Here is a 14,404-nt window from a genome sequence, read left to right as displayed (position 1 = left end):
CCGCCGCGATCGGCCATCCATGGCCGTGCGCGGCTAACCCGGCATCCATGCCGGGTTGCCCACTGCGCAGAACCTGCGCTCGGCCTGCCGATGGGGCAAGCAGATCAAAAGCAGATCAAAAGCCAAAATTAGGCGGCCTGACAGCCGACCATTCTCTCCCGAATGTCACCCGATCAAGTGTGGGAGCTGGCTTGCCGGCGATGGCGGCCTGATAGCCGACCGATTTTTTCCTGATGTAACCGGATCAAACTGTAGGAGCGAGCCTGCTCGCGATAGCGGTCTGATCGGCGGTGAGATTCTGCTGGGGTACATATCCATTCCTGCGGTCACGGCGGCTATCGGTTTCGCTCTTACAGCGAGTCACTTGGAAGAGCGCCAAGTAACCAAACGCTCTTGCCCCTTTCGTCCGGTGCCTCGCCTGGGCTCGGCATACCCTCACTCCGGTCCTGCTCCGTGGGCCCGCCGCGATCGGCCATCCATGGCCGTACGCGGCTAACCCGGCATCCATGCCGGGTTGCCCACTGCGCAGAACCTGCGCTCGGCCTGCCGATGGGGCAAGAAGATCAAAATCAAAAACAGATCAAAAGCCAGCGAGGCGGCCTTACAGCCGACCTGACGCTTGAAGCCTGTGCGTTTCCCTGTGGGAGCCGAGCGTGGTCCGGGCGGCGTTCCGTCGATGGCGACCTGACAGCCGATCCTTTTCTCCGATGTACCTGAATCGTAATCATTGCTTTTGAAATGAGAGTACTGTGGGTCGGCAGCACACGACACACCGCACTTTTAAGGAAGTCTGGAAGAAACACACCACTCAGGGACTACAGGGAATTATCGAATGAGCACGACAGAACAAGTGCAGGACCACAGCAAGTACAGCGCGAAATGGCAGGAGCGTTTTGCGTTTTTCGATACCTACGGTGCGCCGAATGCGCCGGGATACAAACCGGCACTCCAGCAGCTTCCCTTTAAACGGAAGATAACCATCAACTCAAACATTATCGCGTTCTTCTTTGGCCCGATTTACCTGTTTGTGCTGGGACTGTGGAAAAAGAACCTGACGCTGATTGCGATCATTATTGCGCTCACCCTCGTGCTGGATGTTGTCTTCGCGCTGGTCGAGTTCAGCTATGCCAAGCAGGTCAACTTTGCCGTAGGGTTTGCGATGAACATGTTGTATGCACTTTCCACTAACTACGCTTATTACCTGAAGGAACAGAAGGGCGAGCAGGGATGGAATCCGTTCAAGGGCATGCGCTGGTAAGTCATCTGCACAAGCGCCTGCGAGCGGCGAGTCAACGAGTCCACTGTGCCTCGCCACTCGCGCGGGTCCGATCGACCAGGCGGATGCTGTTGCGTCCGCCGCGTTTGGACTCGTAGAGCGCAGCGTCACCTTGCTCGATCAATGCCGCCAGGCTGGCAGGCGGCTGGTCGAACAGGCTGGCGCCGATGCTCAGGGTGACCGGTTCAGGCGTGGCAAATGTCTGGACAGCCGCTTTATGAAACTCTTCACGCAGCGCGCCACCCAACGTCTCAATGCGTTCGGTCGATGCGTTTTTCAGCAAGATAACGAACTCGTCACCTCCCAGCCGGGCGGCCAGCGCGCCTTCCGGCAGTCCCGAACGGATCATTTCGCTCAGTGCGACGAGCAACCGGTCACCGGCAGTATGGCCGTACAAATCGTTGACCAGTTTGAAGTTGTCGATGTCGATCAACAACAAGGCACCCGGCCGTTCGGTCGAAGCTTTCTCCATGAGTCGCGGCGCTCGCATCTCCAGGGCGCGGCGGTTGTACAGGGCGGTCAACGGATCACGGGAGGCCAGCCGTGCGATCCGTTTCTCCCGGCGATAGCGCTCGGATCCGGTCATTGACAACGCAATCAGCATGATCGCCATCGCACCTTCGACCAACGAAATCTGGATGATCTCGCCACGCAAGGCAGCAAGATCGATCAGCGTACCCGGAACCACCGCCGTTAATGCCTTGACGAGGTAGAACAGCCCGTGGATCAGCAGCACATAGCGCAGTTGTCCCGCTCCCACACTCAGGGATTTGCCGTGGGGGCGCAGGAGCATGCTTGCCTTGAGCGTCGGCAGGGCGACCAACAGCGAATTGACCAGCAGCATGACCTTCGACCAGGGCTGCTCCCCCGGCAACATCAGCATGGCGATCCATGCGACAAAAATCAGGTACCAGGCGCGCGACAGTCGCGCCTGTGTGAAGCGCGCAACGCCCATCAGGAACAGCCAGTGGGCCGTCACCAGCAGCCCGTTGGCAAACCAGATGCCGATCAGTAAAAGGCCGCTTCCGCGCAGCAAGGCCAGGGTCGATCCCACGGTGATCGTCGCAAAACCCGCGCTCCAGAACAGCAGCGAGGGCTCCCGAACGTTGCGCCACTCAATCGCCAGGTACAGCGCGGCGGCCGCTGCGAGGGCGATGGACAGTATCAAGAGGGTGGGAGGGTCGAGCGCCATAGCCTGACGGGGTGCCTGATTGGAAATGAAGGGCGCGATTGTAAGCGTTTAAGATGAATTTTCGCAGGGTTGGCCGTCGCCACGTTTTCATTGCTCCGCCACCAGCAGAAGCGACTGCGGCAGCGGACTTTGCGGGTGCTGGGGCTCCTGCACACTGGCGAGGCGAAAACCGGCCATGTCCAGCGCGTTGACCCAACTGGACAGAGTCCGGAAGTACCAGGGCATGGGCTGCCAATCCCCTTTGAACCCCTCGAACGTTTCTTCTCGCCACCCATCCTGATAATCGCCCCCTGCTGCTGCCCATGGATGCAATGTCTGGATCAGCAGTGCGCCACCCGGGGCGAGCAGGGCGTTCATGGCGGCGAGCAGAGGAATGATGTCCTGATGCAGCAGGGCGAAGTTGGCGCAGATCACGTCATACGCATTGCCAATGTCGACCTTCGCCGCCACCAATTCTTCATAGTTCGCCAGGTGCACCCGGCAGGCGCTCGAGGTGCGTGCAGACTCAACCAGCGTAGCGTCGCCATCCACACCGATCGCTTCGATGGAGCGTTCGCTCAACGCACGCAATAGCCAGCCTTCACCGCAGCCCAGGTCGAGCACGCGCTCGGGCTGACGGGCCAGCACTGCCAGCAGGATGGCCTGGTCGGTGACCTTGAGGCGGCTGTCGATGCTGCCGGTTCGGATAGCCTCTATCCAGGAGTGGGCGTTGTGGTGCCAGCTGTGGAGGAGGGTGGATTCGGGATCATGCATTTCGCTGTCCGGTGTGGTTGCCTGGAGAAAAGAATAGGACAGGTACGGAATCAGCGAACATCAGTTTTGGCGCGATGTTTGCCGACCCTCCGAACGCACCACCAGCCAGATGCCCATTCCGGACACGGCCATGCCTGCGATCATTTGCCATGACAACGGTTCATCGAACATGGCCCAGGCCCAGAGCATCGTTACGGGAGGGCTCAAGTACAAGACGCTGGCGACTCGAGTGGCCGTGGCGCGGCGCAGGCAGATCCAGTAAAGCCCATACCCGCCGAGCGTCGATAAACCGACCGTCCACAGCACGCTCAGCGCAAATCCTGTGCCGGGTATCGGCGCCAGGCTGCCCTGCGCGCCCTCGACGATGGCGAATGCAACGCTGGAGACCGCACATTGCAGCCAGAGGTTGGGCAGCAGCCCCAAGGATTGCGAAGCGGGTAAATGCTTTTGCCAGAGCGTCGCCACAGCGAGCGACAGCATGCCCAGCAGCGGCAGGCCATAAGCCCACAGAGGCGCGTTGCCCCATCCCAGCGCGCCATGGGTCACCAGCACCACGCCGATAAGGCCGATGACCAGCCCCGCCCAGACTTGCCAGACCATTCGTTGCCCAAGAACGACGGCCGCGAGCAAGGCCATGCCCATCGGCAGCAGGTCCGCGAACAGCGCCGCAAGTCCCGCCGGCACGCCCAGGGCAATACCTTGCACCACACCGGCCAGATAGCCCGCCATGGCCAGAAGACCGATGCCTGCGTTCTTCAACAGCACGGCAAGCGAGGTCTGGCGCAATGGCCTGGCGACGAAAGGAAACAGGATGAGCGCGACCACGACACAGCGCCAGAACACCACCAGCAAGGGTGGCGCGTAATCAAGCGAGAATCGCGCACCGACGAATCCTGAGCTCCACGTCAGAACCAGCCCGGCCTCAAGCAAGGGCAGGGGAAGCGTCTGGCGCCAGTCAGGCGTGGCTTGCTGATGACATGAAATCGGAGTGTGCTGGTTCATCGCCACAGGCTACGAAATCAGCGTAATCTAATAAATCAAAATTAAATGCATGAGTCATTCACGAAGACGGAATCATGACAGCGATCCTCGATATTGAGCTGGTGCGTACTTTTCATGCCGTGGCGCGGATAGGCAAATTCAGTGCGGCAGCCGAGCAGTTGCACAAGAGCCCGGCAGCGGTGAGTGTGCATATCCAGCGGCTTGAAGCAGTCGCCGGCGGCCGCTTGCTCAATCGCGATAATCAGTCAGTCTCCCTGACCGCGCTGGGCAAGCGCCTGCTGGTGTCGACGACAGAATTGCTGTGCACCCACGACCGGGTGCTGGCCGACCTGCATGGCACCCATTTGTCAGGGCGCATCACCTTGGGCGTGCCCGATGAATATGCCACCCACGTGATCCGCGACATCTTGCCGACATTCGCCGCCGCCTGGCCTAACGTGGTGCTGGAGTTAAAGACAGCGCCCAGTTATGCGCTGCGTGATCAGGTGCTGCGGGGAAGGCTTCAGGCCGCTGTGATTGCGCAACCCGAGGGGCAGTCGAGCGCGCAGGCGCAGTTACTGGTCTCTACCACCCCTGTCTGGGTGGGGCCGGCGAACACCGCGATGGCCACGACGGATCCACTGCCGCTGGCCGTGCATGCGGCGCAATGCCCTTATCGGCAAGCCATGATGAAATCGCTCAAGCACAGTGGCCGACGCGCTCGCGTGGTGCTGGAAAGCCCCTCTAATCAGGCCATCAAGGCCTGCGTGGAGGCCGGGCTGGCGATCAGTTTGATCGACCGCGCCCGTGTGACGGAAAACATGCAGATCCTCGAAGGTTTTCCCGCCATACAGGCCCATGAGATTGTGTTTATGCGTTCGCTGTCATCAGCCGGCGATGAGGCGGTGGATCTGCTTACCGATGCCCTGCAGCAACGCTTTCGGCTTTAGTCAAGGTGTCACAGCCGATCGCCCGGGATAGTTCATGACGAACTGCACATGCGCCTTCACGCCAGTGGCGAGGGTAGCGTCATCGGCGGTGAAGTAAGGGCTGTGGTTGTTCGGCGCCTTGCTCATGTCCTGGCCTTCGGGCGTCGCGCCAAGGAACACGAAGAGTCCGGGCACCTTGCGCGCGTAGTAAGAGAAATCTTCGCTGGGTGACAATGACGCCTCAAGCCGCTCGACTTTGCCCGGCGCGGCCAGTTCCAGTGCCGGCACCATGGCCTCGGTGAGTTTCGGGTCGTTGGTGGTCACCGGTGCGTTGTTCACGAGCAGCAGATTGGCTTCGGTTTCATAAGCGCTGGCGATGCCGCTAACCAGTGGTGGCATTTTTTGCAGGATGGTGTCGCGGATATCGGCGTTGTTGGTGCGAATGGTCCCGGTCATCTCCAGAGTTTCGGGAATGATATTTGCTGCCGAGCCGGAATTGATCGTACCGACGCTGATCACGCCCATACCCTTGGTCAGGTCGATGCGCCGGCTGACCAGGGTCTGCAAGCCGCTGATGATGCTCTGGCTGGTGACAATCGGATCGATCCCGCTCCAGGGCGCGGAGCCGTGGGTCTGTTGCCCCTTGAGCGTGATGCGGAATGAATCGCTGCTGTTGAGCACAGTCCCGGACTTGTAATAAAGGTGCCCGGTCGGGTATCCCGCCATCACGTGCACGCCGAATATTGCTTCGACCTTCGGTGAATCCAACGCGCCATCGCGGATCATTGCTTGCGCGCCGATCAGGGTGTCGGTCTGGAATTCGTCGACGTCCGCAGCGCCTTCTTCGGCCGGCTGGAACAGGAACACCACCGTGCCACGAACCTGATCCCGATGTTCGGCCAGTACCTTGGCGGCACCCAGCAGCATCGCCGTATGGGTATCGTGGCCACAGGCGTGCATCACCGGCACGCTCTTGCCTAGCCTGACGCTCGTCGCCTGACTGGCGAAGGGAAGGTTGGTCATCTCCTTGACCGGCAACGCATCCATGTCGGCACGCAGGGCTACCACAGGACCGGGCAAACCACCTTTCAGGACACCGACGACGCCGGTCTTGCCGACTTGCGTGCGCACCTCGATGTTCGATGCCTTGAGACGCTCGGCGACCAGGGCAGCGGTTTTGAATTCGAGGTTTCCCAGTTCCGGATGCTGGTGGATGGTGTGACGCAGATCGATGACTTCCTGGTTGACCGAGGTGACCGCTGGGTCCACCCAATTGAGGTCGGCGGCCTGGCTTGAAGTGGTGGCAACGGCAGCCAGCAAGGCCAGGCATAAAGGGGTTTGGATCGGACGCTTCAAAGTGATTTCTCGCTTATGTTTTTGTTGTGGATACACAGTTGCAGCGCCCAAGGGTATGACGTGGTCAACGAGGGGACAAAGGCAGTTGACCGGTAATCGCACAGCTTTTTGCTTTTTAATAAACCTCCCAATTCGGTGCATCATCGCGACACTGAAACGTGCTCGATACGGATAATGATCTGCAGAAACTGGCTATTGCGGACGAGAAATTGTTGGCTGTCAGACCGTCATCGCGAGCAGGCTCACTCCTACAATTGGATCTTCGCCGGGTGCGGGATTTTGTGCGCGCCACCAATCCCTGTAGGAGCTGAGCTTGCTCGCGATGAAGAGGGCAGATGACCGGTCTCGATCACGCTTCGCTGATTTTATTGACCCCGGTGATCTGCCCGTTCCAGATCATTTCGTAATGAGCCGTCTGGATAATCTGTGAGACGGGCCTGGGTGTCATCAGTGCCCAGCAGTAGCCACCTTGCAGGCGCACCGAGTGATAACGAATGCCGGGGCAACGGGCCTCTTTGATGGCCTTGCCCAAACGATGGGAATGCGAGTAATCGTCCGGCGCGTAGATCGGATCTGTGCTCGCGATGGAGGTGGCATCTTTCATCGCCGTATTGATGAAGGAGCAGGACAAACCCCGGAATACAAACCGCTCATAGTTCAGGCCCCGGACTTTCGACCAGTACAAACCCTGGTGATGCTGCACTTCGGCGAGCGCGGTTTCCATGGACGCTGCCAGGTACAACACGCCAAAGCTGCCATCGCTGAATCGTGAGCCGGCAGGGTTGACGTGGGTGAAGGGGGCTATTGCGTAAGAGCAGCCAGGAATACCGAAAGGGATCTCGCTTCGCGCAATCATCTCAAGCTGACCGATTTCGTTTTTCAGCCTGGGATTGGTGAGTGCCTGCAACTGATACAGCACCTCGAATTCTTGCGCGTCGGCAACGTCATCGAACAGGTCGATGGGCGGGAATTTCGAGTTGACCAGCCGATAAGCCTGCAGCAGTTCGCCAGTGAACTCGGGCAGCTGCTTCAGCGTCACCATTGCGCGCCTCGCAGCACGTCGATGCGGCGGAAGGTTTCATACAGCGAAATCATGTCGCCCTGAGACATGATGTCCAACGGAGTACGCCCGTTGAAAAACTCGTTCTCATTGGGCATCGCCGGGAAGCCATACACATTTTCGGGATTATCGAACACCAGGCGCAGCGCCGCGTGGATGTTGAGCACAAAGCTGATGCGCTGCATCTGATCGGCATCCAGCAACACGGACCAATCAGGGTCGCGTTGCTTCGCGCGGGTATGGGTGCTGCGGGATATACGCAGGATCCGGCAGGCCTGTTCGCTGGAGGCACCCCACTTTTCGATGATACTGACGGCCGCGCGAAGGCCGGTGACGCATTGGCTCTTGGAAAATGCTTGTGCTTGAAGGGTAACGGCCATGACAACTTCCTTAACGCTTAATCTATAGATTAATTTATAGTCTTATTGAATCTGCAGATCAAGCTGGAAAAAGATAGTAGTGATGCGCATCAACGTTTTCGGTGGCCCGCCTCAACGAGGTGTTTATTAACGTATCAAGGCCTGAGAGAGGGTGTACTATCGAGTTCTGACCATCAGATATCAGTTTGCCATGACCGCGCAAAGCGAAGAGAGCCGCCAGATCGTAGCTTCTCTGGCGCACCGTGTGGGTCCCAACGCTGACATCGCCAGGATCGCCCAGGCGCTCGTTACCACCTTGCAGGATATGGGCGCAGCCCTCACGCCCATCATCGGCCATCAAGGGGTTGTCGCGCTTTATCGCCGCAGCATCCACCTGTGCGCCTCAAACCATCCGCGTCTGGCCGGCACCTACGACAGTGTGCAGTCGACGCTGGATCTTATTGCCCTCAAGTCCGTGCTCGTTGAACAGAGCGAAACCGATGCATTGTTTTTCGGTGAAGTGCTGCTGACCACGTTTCACGAGTTGTTGACCACGCTGATCGGGCCCTCGCTCACCGCACGTTTGCTTCGTGACGTGTGGGGACCCTCTTTGAGCGACACCCCTTCGCAGGAAATTTCGCCATGAGCACCAAAGTAACGATCAACCGTCTGGCCACCGGCGTGCCAGGCCTGGACGAGGTGCTGGGTGGAGGTCTGCCGGAATTTTCGTTCAACCTGATCGCCGGCCCGCCAGGTTGCGGCAAAACCACCCTGGCGCACCAGATGATGTTCGCCCTGGCGACACCGGAACGCCCGGCGTTGTTCTTTACCGTGCTCGGCGAACCGCCATTGAAAATGCTGCGTTACCAGCAGCAGTTCGATTTTTTCGACAGTGAAGCGATCAACCATTCGATTCGCTACATCAACCTGGCCGACGACACCCTGGCCGGTAACCTGGACGAAGTCCTGCGGCGCATTGTCAGCGAGGTGGAAACCCATTCCCCGGCGCTGGTGTTCGTCGACTCGTTCCGTTCAGTGGTGCTGGCCAGCCAGACCCAGGACAACCCGAACAACAACCTGCCGCAGTTCGTCCAGCAACTGGGCATGTTGATGACGACCTGGCAGGCCACGACCTTCCTGATCGGCGAGTACTTCACCGAAACCGACACCAACCCGATTTTCACCGTGGCCGATGGCCTGATCTGGCTGCGTCAAAGCGTCGAGCGCAACTTCATGGTCCGCAAGATGGAAATCATGAAGATGCGCGGCCAGCCGACGCTGCCGGGGCTGCACACCTTCCGTATTGCCACGTCGGGGATCAAGGTCTTCGCACCTGCGCCCCTCAACCCGGTTGAAGCACCGCTGCAATTCCCTGCCAAGCGCCTGAAGATGGGCGTGCCGCAACTCGACGAGATGCTTGGTGGCGGGTTGCCTCGGGGGTATTCGCTGCTGGTGGCCGGCCCGTCGGGTTCAGGCAAAAGCATCCTGGCCGCGACCTTCCTCGCCGAAGGGGTACGCAACGGGGAAACCGGTGTAATCGCGGTGTTTGAGCAGCGACCCAATCATTCGCAAAACGCTACGCTGGCCAACCTGATCCAGGCCGGCAAAGTGGGCCTGGTGGACAGTCGCGCACCGGACCTGTCCATTGATGAAATCGTCCAGTTACTGCTCAGCGAAATCGACCGATTGAAGGCTACCCGCGTGGTGATCGATTCGCTGTCGGGCTTCGAACTGGCGCTGGCGCCGACCTTCCGTGAAGACTTTCGCGAGTCGCTGTCGCGCATGGTCACTGCATTGACCGGCGCGGGCGTCAGCGTGCTGATGACCTCGGAACTGGAAGACCGCTATACCGACCTGCGATTCAGTCCTTACGGCACGGCGTTTCTCACCGACGCAATCATCGTCCAGCGTTACATTGAAGTGCAGAGCCGCTTGCTGCGCATCATGGCCGTGGTCAAGGTACGGGCCAGTGCACACTCCGATGAGTTGCGCCTGTATCGCATCGACGATAATGGGTTACAGATCGGCGAGATGTTGCCCGATCAGGAAGGGTTGCTCGGTGGCCGACCAACCCGGCAGCACACAGTCCTCGACAATGTATGAGCCAAGATCATGAACGGGGCCGATAGCCGGAACGAGGAAGCGCTGGCATTTGCCACTCGCGAATTGTTCCTGCTCGGTCAGAAAACCGTGGAAGCGCGAGCGGTGCTGGCAGCTCTGCAAAAGGAACTGAACGACACCAATACCCGGCTGATGGATCACCAGCAGGTGGAGCAGTTGCTCGAGGCCAATCAACAGCTGGTGCTGGCGATCTTGCTGGCCCAGTCCGATGCTGAAAAACCACAGCGTACCGAGCAAGAGCAGCAGATGCTCCTGGAGATGCGCGAAGCCAACGAACAACTGGTGATCGCCGCCCTCAGCGCGCAACAGTTGCAAGCGTCGGCTGAGCACTCGCTGGAGCAGCAACGCAACATCCTGACCCTCGTCGCCCACGAATTGCGCAACCCGCTGACGCCCATCAGCATGATCGCCGGCCGGCTGGTGCGAGTGCCCAGCGAAGAGCTGCCGCGCATGCAAAAGCTGATCGAAGGTCAGGTTCGGCACATGTCACGGCTGGTGGATGATTTGCTCGATGTCTCGCGCGCCAGTACCGGCAAGCTGCGTCTCAACTGCTGCTTGATCGACATGGTGCCGATCATCCAGGACGCGATCGAGGTGTGCCGCCCGCTGATGACGGCGCATCATTTGTTGTTCACCGCCGAGTTACCCGAGCAAACGCTGGCGGTAGACGGCGATCCCGTGCGCCTCACGCAAATTCTCGGCAACCTGCTGGGTAATGCCGCCAAGTACACCCCGGCGGGCGGCGCCGTGACGCTTGCGGTCACGGTCGAAGGTGACAGCCTGACGATGAGCATTCGCGACGATGGCATCGGTATTTCGGCCAAGGCGCTGCCGTTCATTTTCGAGCCCTTCGTGCAGGACGTTCATGCCGTCGGCTTCAACGGGGCCGGCCTGGGCATTGGCCTGACAGTGGTGCGCGAATTGGTCGAGGCTCATGGCGGTACCGTGGTCGGCATGAGCGACGGCGATGGCAAGGGCAGCGAGTTCGTCGTGACCTTACCCTTGGTAAGCCGTTAACGGTTCGTCAATCGGATACCAAGACGCTTTCGACTCGACGTGCACATGTTTGTGTTTCTTGATCAGAAGCGCCGTGTCCAGCGTGCTGATCGCCACCGATACCCAGTCCGAAAAATCACCCTTCGAGTCAGACCAGAACAGCGAAGACCCGCACTCGCCACAAAACTGTCGCGCGACCCCTTCAGACGAATGAAAGGTCTTGAGGACATGCATGCCCCGGTCAATCGACAGCGTCGAGCGAGGTGCGCTGGCATAGCTTGCAAACGCTGCCCCGTGACCCTTTCTGCATTGACTGCAATGGCAATGCGTAACAGCTTTCAGCGCGCCCGACACGTGATAGGTGACGGCGCCGCACAGGCAGCTTCCTCGGTGCAGTTCATCCATGATGCTCGTGATCCCGGGAATCGAAAGGCGCTATTTTAGTGGCAAGAACGCTGACGGTTCTAATGTATTGTCCGTCTCCAGGGATTTTCATACCGGACAAGGAGTGTGCATGACACTGACCACCCAACGCTTGATCGACATCGCCAAGACCAACCCGGCAAACGCCGAGATACTCAAGCGTTTGCCCGCGCTTGGCCTGAACCAGTGCATGCTCACCGCAGGCTGCCTGTTTCAAGCGGTCTGGAACCATCAGGCCGAGCGACCCGTCGCATGGGGCATCAAGGACTATGACGTTTTCTACTTTGATGAGGACGTGTCATGGGAGGCCGAGAATGACGTCATCCAGGCCGCCGGCGAACTTTTCCACGACCTCGATGTGAGCATTGAAATCAAGAACCAGGCACGGGTTCACCTCTGGTACGGCGAGCGGTTTGGCGGGGCGTATCCCCAGCTGAACTCGGCGAAGGAGGGGGTTGATCGCTACCTGATCGCGGGAACCTGTATCGGCGTCGACGTACTGACGGGCGAGGTGTATGCGCCTTATGGGTTGAGTGATGTCGAGGAAGGTCTGTTGCGGATCAACCCGGTCAACCTTCAGCGGCATCTGTTCGAGCAGAAGGCCAGGAGTTATCAGGTGCGCTGGCCGTGGCTGAAAATTCTGGACCCGGACATTTGAACCATTCGCTCGAGCCCACGGTGTCCTTATCTCAACCTTCAACAACAGCACCTGTCGACTACGATCCAGAAACCCCCGGCACATCCATGTTTATTTTTCGCCAGGCCGCTTCGGAAAAACTGTAGGCCGAAAAGGCAATCAACCCCAGCGCCATCACCATCAGAATCAAAGCGCCGGCTGGCAGGTTCTGAAGGGCATCAAGGGCTTCCTTCAAGCCCGGGGGATTCGTGGCTTCAAACCGGGAACCGCTCATCGCAAGCAACAGGGCGATCTCGATAAACACCACGCCTCGGGCTATGAGCCCAAATCGAGACACCGGGCGTATGTAGCGCATGACTTCTTCGTCCGCCTCAAAGTACTTCTCGAAGGTCGCCTTCCATCCTTTGATGATGTGAGCAATGCCGACACCCAATGGCACGAGTGCAACGAGGTAGACCAACACATTCGAGTGATCCCAGGACAGAAGATGCGCCAGTAAATCCTTTGTGTTCTCACCTCCGGAGCTGCCTGAACTGCGAAGGCCGGTGATGAGCAGGCCCAATGCAAAAAACGCAAGGGCACCGTTAACCAGACCTCCCGCCAATAAACCTGCACGAATCACCCAGCCCTTGAGTTGAGTACCGTGATGATCGACGTCGCGAATCGCTTGCAGAACTCGCCATCCGGCGAAGGCCAGCAAACCGGCCACGACTAGCTCGACCAGGACATATCCGAATGGCTGGCTTAACAGCGCCTCCAGGCTTTTGTGACTGTCTTTGGGTTTTGTTGAGTCATGAGCCGCCAACAGAGCGAAAATGCCAATAATCAGATAAAGAACACCTCGAGCGGCGTATCCGCCCCGAGCGAGTAAGACAAGCGTGTTTTGAGCGAGCATTGGAGTATTTCCGAGAAGTTATACAAGAGCAGACCCATCGCTTGGGGAGGGGTTCGATAAACCGATTTGTTTGAACGATGTTGAAGGGGCGGTAATCGATTGAACTAAGGTGAAAAAAACCGGTTACTGAGCGAGGCCAATCACATGCCACCTGTCTACGTCGGTTGTGCCGGCTGGAGCTTGCCTCGCGAGCATTGGCCGCTGTTCACGGCTGACGGCACCCACCTGCAGCGATACGCGTCGCAACTGACGGCGGTCGAAATCAACAGTTCTTTCTACCGCCCGCATCGACCTCAAACCTATGCGCGCTGGGCCGAATCGGTGCCGGCGACGTTCCGGTTTTCGGTCAAAATGCCAAAACTCATTACCCATGTTCAGCGCTTGCAGGACTGCGAGTCGTTGCTGGAGGAATTCCTTTCCCAATGCACCGCGCTCGGGGACTCGCTGGGCTGTTTACTGGTGCAGTTGCCGCCGTCGCTGGCCTATGACGAAGCCGTCGCCGATGCATTCTTTAGCGCGTTGCGCCAGCGTTACGCTGGCCCTGTGGTGCTTGAGCCCCGGCACGAGAGTTGGCTGAACGCCGACGCCGTATTGGTCGAAAAGCGCATCGGGCGAGTGGCGGCTGATCCATCGCCTATCCCGGGCGGTGACGCACCGGGCGGCTGGCCGGGGATTCAGTACTGGCGCTGGCACGGTTCCCCGCGCATTTATCACAGCAACTATGACCGCGACCGGCTGGAAAACCTGGCGCAGCACATGCACCTGGCGACGCAAGCCCGAAGCGTGATCTGGTGCATCTTCGATAACACCGCCAGCGGTTTTGCAGTGAGTAACGCGATGACTTTGCGCGCCATGCTGGCCGACCCTGACCACAGGTCGTAAAGAAACAGTCGTTTGGAAATCGCCTTCAATTACCCGCTCACCCGGTCGATAACCTGTTCAGAGAAACCATCCGCGCATGGTTTTACCCAACTGACCAGGAATGCCCAAAGTGTCGATAAAATTACGCTTGATTCTGCTGATTGGCACCGGCCTGCTCACGGCCTTGATCATGAGCCTGGCCGGATATCTGGGTAATACGCACATGGCGGGGGCGGTGAACGACAATGAGGTCAACATGGCCGCGCTGCGCAACCACCTTGAGGCCGACATGATGCATGACGCCCTGCGCGCCGACGTCTTGTCCGCGATGCTGGTCGGGTTGGGCAAAAGCACCAGCAGCAAAGCCGAGGTGCGCAGTTCCATCGACGAACATGCCGCGCGTTTTCGTGAGGTGTTGGGCAATAACCTCAAGCTGCCGGTCAACGACACCATCAAGACGGGGCTGAACAAGGTCAAGCCGAGCCTCGATACCTACATCAGTGCGGCCGAACGCATAGTCGGGCTGGCGCTGGAAAATCCCGACGCCGCGCAAAAAGACCTGGGC

General features: G+C 59.0%; 16 protein-coding genes. 8 read left to right on the top strand and 8 right to left on the bottom strand.

Annotated elements, in window-relative coordinates; genetic code table 11:
- The first annotated feature begins 832 nt into the window (after positions 1-832).
- On the top strand, positions 833-1,258 hold the full coding sequence (locus GBC55_RS28475; protein ID WP_162440276.1) for a DUF2628 domain-containing protein: 426 nt from the start codon (positions 833-835) through the stop codon (positions 1,256-1,258).
- Positions 1,259-1,289: 31 nt separating this feature from the next.
- On the opposite strand, the gene GBC55_RS28470 is transcribed toward GBC55_RS28475, so the two are convergent.
- The 3 genes from GBC55_RS28470 to GBC55_RS28460 all read right to left on the bottom strand — a co-directional run bounded on the left by GBC55_RS28470 (position 1,290) and on the right by GBC55_RS28460 (position 4,223).
- The gene (locus GBC55_RS28470) at positions 1,290-2,468 is read right to left on the bottom strand and encodes a GGDEF domain-containing protein (RefSeq protein ID WP_162440275.1); all 1,179 of its coding nucleotides are present in this window, start codon (positions 2,466-2,468) and stop codon (positions 1,290-1,292) included.
- Positions 2,469-2,555: 87 nt separating this feature from the next.
- On the bottom strand, positions 2,556-3,221 hold the full coding sequence (locus tag GBC55_RS28465; protein ID WP_162440274.1) for a class I SAM-dependent methyltransferase: 666 nt from the start codon (positions 3,219-3,221) through the stop codon (positions 2,556-2,558).
- Positions 3,222-3,281: 60 nt separating this feature from the next.
- Positions 3,282-4,223: a DMT family transporter gene (locus tag GBC55_RS28460; RefSeq protein WP_162440273.1), complete on the bottom strand. Its 942-nt coding sequence runs from the start codon at positions 4,221-4,223 to the stop codon at positions 3,282-3,284.
- Between the two features lie 74 nt (positions 4,224-4,297).
- Here GBC55_RS28460 and GBC55_RS28455 point away from each other — a divergent pair, with 74 nt between their 5' ends.
- Complete coding sequence (locus GBC55_RS28455; protein WP_162440272.1) at positions 4,298-5,152, top strand: LysR family transcriptional regulator; 855 nt, start codon at positions 4,298-4,300, stop codon at positions 5,150-5,152.
- Here the strand turns inward: GBC55_RS28455 and GBC55_RS28450 are convergent, their stop codons facing one another.
- The 3 genes from GBC55_RS28450 to GBC55_RS28440 form a co-directional block, all read right to left on the bottom strand.
- The gene (locus tag GBC55_RS28450) at positions 5,153-6,487 is read right to left on the bottom strand and encodes an amidohydrolase (RefSeq protein WP_162440271.1); all 1,335 of its coding nucleotides are present in this window, start codon (positions 6,485-6,487) and stop codon (positions 5,153-5,155) included.
- Positions 6,488-6,836: 349 nt separating this feature from the next.
- A complete protein-coding gene (locus GBC55_RS28445; RefSeq protein WP_162440270.1) occupies positions 6,837-7,529 on the bottom strand; it encodes an RES family NAD+ phosphorylase in 693 nt (230 codons plus the stop codon).
- Positions 7,523-7,927 carry a hypothetical protein gene (locus GBC55_RS28440; protein WP_162440269.1) on the bottom strand — a complete coding sequence of 135 codons (405 nt, stop codon included), beginning with the start codon at positions 7,925-7,927 and terminating at the stop codon, positions 7,523-7,525. The genes GBC55_RS28445 and GBC55_RS28440 overlap by 7 nt, the downstream gene beginning before the upstream one ends.
- Positions 7,928-8,117: 190 nt before the next feature.
- Here GBC55_RS28440 and GBC55_RS28435 point away from each other — a divergent pair, with 190 nt between their 5' ends.
- Genes GBC55_RS28435 through GBC55_RS28425 form a run of 3 tightly spaced genes read left to right on the top strand, consistent with a single transcriptional unit; the run spans position 8,118 to position 11,044 of the window.
- Positions 8,118-8,552: a hypothetical protein gene (locus tag GBC55_RS28435; protein WP_247267046.1), complete on the top strand. Its 435-nt coding sequence runs from the start codon at positions 8,118-8,120 to the stop codon at positions 8,550-8,552.
- Positions 8,549-10,009 carry an ATPase domain-containing protein gene (locus GBC55_RS28430; RefSeq protein ID WP_162440268.1) on the top strand — a complete coding sequence of 487 codons (1,461 nt, stop codon included), beginning with the start codon at positions 8,549-8,551 and terminating at the stop codon, positions 10,007-10,009. The genes GBC55_RS28435 and GBC55_RS28430 overlap by 4 nt, the downstream gene beginning before the upstream one ends.
- Positions 10,010-10,018: 9 nt before the next feature.
- Positions 10,019-11,044, top strand: a complete 1,026-nt coding sequence (locus GBC55_RS28425; protein ID WP_162440267.1) for a HAMP domain-containing sensor histidine kinase — start codon at positions 10,019-10,021, stop codon at positions 11,042-11,044.
- Here GBC55_RS28425 and GBC55_RS28420 read toward each other — a convergent pair.
- The gene (locus tag GBC55_RS28420) at positions 11,024-11,428 is read right to left on the bottom strand and encodes a GFA family protein (RefSeq protein WP_162440266.1); all 405 of its coding nucleotides are present in this window, start codon (positions 11,426-11,428) and stop codon (positions 11,024-11,026) included. The two genes, GBC55_RS28425 and GBC55_RS28420, sit on opposite strands and share 21 nt — an antisense overlap.
- Positions 11,429-11,537: 109 nt before the next feature.
- Here GBC55_RS28420 and GBC55_RS28415 point away from each other — a divergent pair, with 109 nt between their 5' ends.
- The gene (locus GBC55_RS28415; protein WP_162440265.1) at positions 11,538-12,104 is read left to right on the top strand and encodes a nucleotidyltransferase family protein; all 567 of its coding nucleotides are present in this window, start codon (positions 11,538-11,540) and stop codon (positions 12,102-12,104) included.
- 58 nt (positions 12,105-12,162) lie between these two features.
- On the opposite strand, the gene GBC55_RS28410 is transcribed toward GBC55_RS28415, so the two are convergent.
- The gene (locus GBC55_RS28410; protein ID WP_162440264.1) at positions 12,163-12,978 is read right to left on the bottom strand and encodes a DUF1206 domain-containing protein; all 816 of its coding nucleotides are present in this window, start codon (positions 12,976-12,978) and stop codon (positions 12,163-12,165) included.
- 144 nt (positions 12,979-13,122) lie between these two features.
- Between GBC55_RS28410 and GBC55_RS28405 the strand changes: the two genes are divergently transcribed.
- Positions 13,123-13,860 (top strand): DUF72 domain-containing protein, encoded by a 738-nt coding sequence (locus tag GBC55_RS28405; protein WP_162440263.1) that lies wholly within the window; start codon positions 13,123-13,125, stop codon positions 13,858-13,860.
- 109 nt (positions 13,861-13,969) lie between these two features.
- Positions 13,970-14,404, top strand: a 435-nt coding sequence (locus GBC55_RS28400; RefSeq protein ID WP_247267045.1) for an MCP four helix bundle domain-containing protein, incomplete at its 3' end; no start/stop codon positions are given.

The sequence above is a fragment of the Pseudomonas sp. TNT3 genome (assembly GCF_010095445.2).
Taxonomy (GTDB): Bacteria; Pseudomonadota; Gammaproteobacteria; order Pseudomonadales; family Pseudomonadaceae; genus Aquipseudomonas.
The sequence above is the reverse complement of the archived record's forward strand: the minus strand, read 5'-3'. Positions and strand labels throughout refer to the sequence as shown.

Excerpts from the sequence above, each read along its gene's own strand:
- GBC55_RS28475 (WP_162440276.1), top strand. The coding sequence starts at position 833 with ATGAGCACGACAGAACAAGTGCAGGACCACAGCAAGTACAGCGCGAAA.
- GBC55_RS28470 (WP_162440275.1), bottom strand. The coding sequence starts at position 2,468 with ATGGCGCTCGACCCTCCCACCCTCTTGATACTGTCCATCGCCCTCGCA.
- GBC55_RS28465 (WP_162440274.1), bottom strand. The coding sequence starts at position 3,221 with ATGCATGATCCCGAATCCACCCTCCTCCACAGCTGGCACCACAACGCC.
- GBC55_RS28460 (WP_162440273.1), bottom strand. The coding sequence starts at position 4,223 with ATGAACCAGCACACTCCGATTTCATGTCATCAGCAAGCCACGCCTGAC.
- GBC55_RS28455 (WP_162440272.1), top strand. The coding sequence starts at position 4,298 with ATGACAGCGATCCTCGATATTGAGCTGGTGCGTACTTTTCATGCCGTG.
- GBC55_RS28445 (WP_162440270.1), bottom strand. The coding sequence starts at position 7,529 with ATGGTGACGCTGAAGCAGCTGCCCGAGTTCACTGGCGAACTGCTGCAG.
- GBC55_RS28440 (WP_162440269.1), bottom strand. The coding sequence starts at position 7,927 with ATGGCCGTTACCCTTCAAGCACAAGCATTTTCCAAGAGCCAATGCGTC.
- GBC55_RS28435 (WP_247267046.1), top strand. The coding sequence starts at position 8,118 with ATGACCGCGCAAAGCGAAGAGAGCCGCCAGATCGTAGCTTCTCTGGCG.
- GBC55_RS28430 (WP_162440268.1), top strand. The coding sequence starts at position 8,549 with ATGAGCACCAAAGTAACGATCAACCGTCTGGCCACCGGCGTGCCAGGC.
- GBC55_RS28425 (WP_162440267.1), top strand. The coding sequence starts at position 10,019 with ATGAACGGGGCCGATAGCCGGAACGAGGAAGCGCTGGCATTTGCCACT.
- GBC55_RS28420 (WP_162440266.1), bottom strand. The coding sequence starts at position 11,428 with ATGGATGAACTGCACCGAGGAAGCTGCCTGTGCGGCGCCGTCACCTAT.
- GBC55_RS28415 (WP_162440265.1), top strand. The coding sequence starts at position 11,538 with ATGACACTGACCACCCAACGCTTGATCGACATCGCCAAGACCAACCCG.
- GBC55_RS28410 (WP_162440264.1), bottom strand. The coding sequence starts at position 12,978 with ATGCTCGCTCAAAACACGCTTGTCTTACTCGCTCGGGGCGGATACGCC.
- GBC55_RS28405 (WP_162440263.1), top strand. The coding sequence starts at position 13,123 with ATGCCACCTGTCTACGTCGGTTGTGCCGGCTGGAGCTTGCCTCGCGAG.